Raw genomic sequence first — 3,682 nt, forward strand, 5'->3', positions numbered from 1 at the left:
GGACCCGCCCCGCGGCTGCGCCGCACCGAGCGGGACGAGGCGCCGGTCCCGCAGGCCGCCGCGCTCCAGCACTCGGTGATCCGGCGCGGCCCGCCCGCCGACGCGTTCCGTCTCGCCGCCTGACGCGACCACCGCTCCCGTACGTACGAGAAGGGGAGGGGCCGTCGTCGCGCGGCACGCGCGCGTGCGCCTCTCCTACGCGCCCCGCGCACCCCTCACCGTCACCGGGCTCAGCACCGGATCTCGCTCAAGAGCGGAGTTTTCCCAGCATGCAGATCTCCCGCACCGCCTCCCGTGTCACCGCCGCCGTCGCCGTGGCGGGCGCGACCGTCCTCGCCGTGTCGGTCCCCGCCTTCGCGCACGTCTCCGTGCAGCCGGAGGGCACGGCGGCCAAGGGCGGCTACGCCACCGTCGACTTCAAGGTGCCCAACGAGCGCGACAACGCCTCCACCACCAAGGTCGAGGTCAACCTCCCCGCCGAGCACCCGCTGGCCTCCGTCATGCCGCAGCCGGTGCCCGGCTGGAGCGTGAAGGTGACCAAGTCCAAGCTGGACAAGCCGCTGACCATGCACGGCGAGAAGATCGGCGAGGCCGTCACCAAGGTCACCTGGACCGCCGACGGCAAGGGCATCGAGCCCGGCTACTTCCAGAAGTTCCCGCTCTCGCTGGGCGCGCTGCCCGAGGACACCGACCAGCTCGTCTTCAAGGCGATCCAGACGTACTCCAACAAGGAGGTCGTCCGCTGGATCGAGGTGCCGCAGGAGGGCCAGGACGAGCCGGAGAACCCCGCCCCGACGCTGGCGCTGTCCGCCGCGACCGACGACCACCACGGCACGGCCGCTGCCGCCGACTCCGACGCCAAGGGCGGCGACAAGGACGACGCCCACCAGGAGGCGGCCGCCGACTCCGACGACGGCACCGACACCACCGCCCGCGTGCTCGGCGTCGTCGGCATCGTGATCGGCGTCGTGGGCGTGGCCTACGGCGTCCTCGCGGGCCGTCGCCGCACCGCCTGACCTCAACTGATCCGCGCGCACCGGGGCCGTGCCCGCCCGGTACGGCCCCGGTGCGCGCGGGAGTTATCGACCCCCCGGGACATCTCTCCATGCTCTCTCCGCTTTCTCTGATTTCTCCGATTTCTCCGATTTCTCCGCGCAAGAAGACCCTGGCCGCGGCCGCGCTGCTGGCCGCCGCCGCCTTCACCCTGTCCGCCTGCGGCAGCGGTGACGACTCCGCCTCCTCGCCCGTCTCCGTGGTCTCCGAGGAGGGCGGCTCCGGCAAGGCCGCCACCGTCCTCGACCAGCCCTTCGCCAAGCCCGACCTGGTCCTCACCGACACCCACGGCAAGAAGTACGACCTGCGGGCCGAGACCAAGGGCCACCCGACGCTCGTCTACTTCGGCTACACTCACTGCCCCGACGTGTGCCCCACGACGATGAGCAACATCGCCGTCGCCATGAAGGCGCTGCCCAAGGCCGAGCAGGACGACCTGCGCGTCGTCTTCGTCACCACCGACCCCGGCCGCGACACCCCGGCCGAGCTGGGCACCTGGCTCAAGAGCATCGACCCGCGCTTCACCGGGCTGACCGGCGACTTCGCCACCATCCAGGCGGGCGCCCGCTCGCTCGGCATCTCCGTCGAGCCGACCAGCAAGGACAAGAACGGCAAGACCGTCTCCGTCCACGGCACCCAGGTCATCGCCTTCTCCCCGAAGACGAACGGCGGCTACGTCCTCTACGGCGAGGAGGCCACCGTCGACGACTGGACCAAGGACCTGCCCAAGCTCGTGCGCGGGGCGAAGCCGTGAAGCGGGCCGCACTGCCCGTCACCGCCCTCGCCGCCGCCCTCGCCCTCGCGGGGTGCGGCTCCGGACAGGGGGCCGGTGAGCCCGAGCTGTCGGTGAGCGCCACCTACATGCCCCAGCCGGTCGCCGCCGACATGGCCGCGGGCTTCCTCACCGTCACCAACAAGGGCGGCGAGCAGGACGAGCTGACCTCGGTCAGCAGCGACATCGGCCGGGTCACCATGCACAGCACCAGCGGCGGCACCATGGCCGAGCGCACCTCCTTCGCGGTGCCCGCGCACGGCCGGCTCGTCTTCAGAAGCGGCGGCAACCACCTGATGTTCGAGCAGCTCAAGCAGAAGCCGCGTCAGGGCCAGACCGTCAAGCTCAAGCTGGGCTTCGCCCGGTCCGGTCCGCTCACCGTCGAGATGCCGGTGCGGTCCGCCACGTACAACCCGTCGACCGGACACTGAGGGAGGGACCATCTTGACGCGGACCATCACCCCCCGGCTGCGCACCCTGGTACTGCTGCTCCTCGCCGTCACCGGCGCGCTGTTCGCGGGCGCCGCGCCCGCCTCCGCGCACGCCGCGCTGACCGGCAGCGACCCCGCGCAGGGGGTGGTGGTCGACCGGGCGCCCACCCAGATCTCGCTCACCTTCTCCGAGCAGGTGGCGATGGGCGACAACTCGCTGCGTGTGCTCGACCCCAAGGGCAAGCCGGTCCAGTCCGGCAAACCGGCGAACGTCAGCGGCACCACCTACGCGGTACGCCTGCACACCGGGCTGGCGGACGGCACGTACACCGTCGCCTACCAGGTGGTCTCGGCCGACAGCCACCCCGTCGCCGGGGCCTACACCTTCTCCATCGGCGCGCCCTCGCGCACGGTCGTCTCCGACACGGGGGCGGGCGCGGGCGACGGGGCCGTGGGCTGGCTGTACGCCGTCGGGCGGTACCTGTCCTACGCGGGCTTCATCGTGCTGGTCGGCGGCGCCGCCTTCGTGCTGGCCTGCTGGCGGCAGGGCGCGGGGGTACGGGCGCTGCAGCGGCTCGTGGTCGGGGGGTGGCTGACGCTCACCGCGGCCACGCTGGGGCTGCTGCTGCTCCGGGGCTCGTACACCTCCTCCGGCAAGCTCGGGGACGTCTTCGACCTCGACCTCCTCGGGCAGGTGCTCCAGACCAAGACCGGGGCCGCGCTGGTCTCCCGGCTGCTGCTGCTCGCCGCCGCCGCGCTGTTCGTCGCGGTGCTCTTCGGGGCGTACGCGCGGCGGGAAGAAGAGGAGGGGGCCGACGAGGACGCGGCCGCCGAGCGGCGTGACCTGGGCTTCGGGCTCACCATCGGCGGGATCGTCGTCGGGGCCGGGCTCGCGGCGAGCTGGGCGATGGCCGAGCACGCGTCCACCGGGCTCCAGCCGGGGATCGCCATGCCGGTCGACATCGTGCATCTGCTCGCCGTCGCCTGCTGGTTCGGCGGACTGACCGCGCTGCTCGTCGCCCTGTACCGGGCACCCACCGACACCCCGCTCGGCACGGGTGCGGTGCGGCGCTTCTCCCGGCTCGCCTTCGGCTCCCTACTGGCCCTGGTGACCACCGGTGTCTACCAGTCCTGGCGTCAGCTCGGCTCGTGGTCGGCCTTCACCGACACCCGCTACGGGCAGTTGCTGCTGGTCAAGCTGGGGCTTGTCGCGGTCATGGTGGGGCTGGCGTGGATCTCCCGGCGGTGGACGGGGAGGCTCGCGGACGAGGGGACGGCTGAAGAGGCGCCCGAGGCAGCCGTGGACGCCCCGCACGCCGAGGCGGAGAAGCAGGCGCCCCTCGCCGCCACCGTGCCGTCCGGTGCTGCCGTCGCCGAGGCCGGGGAGACCGGGCCGCCCGCCGAGGGTGAGGCTCCCGCCGACCCC

Annotated in this window: 4 protein-coding genes; all 4 read left to right on the forward strand. The window is 72.8% G+C overall.

What is annotated here, in order from left to right; all coding sequences use genetic code 11:
- Positions 1–269: 269 nt before the first annotated feature.
- Entirely contained in the window at positions 270–1,016 is a 747-nt protein-coding gene (locus tag GT030_RS23745; RefSeq protein ID WP_161202836.1) for a YcnI family protein, read from the forward strand.
- Positions 1,017–1,105: 89 nt separating this feature from the next.
- Positions 1,106–1,807 carry an SCO family protein gene (locus GT030_RS23750; RefSeq protein WP_161202837.1) on the forward strand — a complete coding sequence of 234 codons (702 nt, stop codon included), beginning with the start codon at positions 1,106–1,108 and terminating at the stop codon, positions 1,805–1,807.
- On the forward strand, positions 1,804–2,256 hold the full coding sequence (locus GT030_RS23755) for a copper chaperone PCu(A)C (RefSeq protein WP_161202838.1): 453 nt from the start codon (positions 1,804–1,806) through the stop codon (positions 2,254–2,256). The genes GT030_RS23750 and GT030_RS23755 overlap by 4 nt, the downstream gene beginning before the upstream one ends.
- A gap of 13 nt (positions 2,257–2,269) precedes the next feature.
- Positions 2,270–3,682, forward strand: a 1,413-nt coding sequence (locus GT030_RS23760) for a copper resistance protein CopC (protein WP_161202839.1), incomplete at its 3' end; no start/stop codon positions are given.

The sequence above is a fragment of the Streptomyces sp. SID1328 genome (assembly GCF_009865595.1).
Taxonomy (GTDB): domain Bacteria; phylum Actinomycetota; class Actinomycetes; order Streptomycetales; family Streptomycetaceae; genus Streptomyces; species Streptomyces griseoluteus.

Excerpts from the sequence above, each read along its gene's own strand:
- GT030_RS23745 (WP_161202836.1), top strand. The coding sequence starts at position 270 with ATGCAGATCTCCCGCACCGCCTCCCGTGTCACCGCCGCCGTCGCCGTG.
- GT030_RS23750 (WP_161202837.1), top strand. The coding sequence starts at position 1,106 with ATGCTCTCTCCGCTTTCTCTGATTTCTCCGATTTCTCCGATTTCTCCG.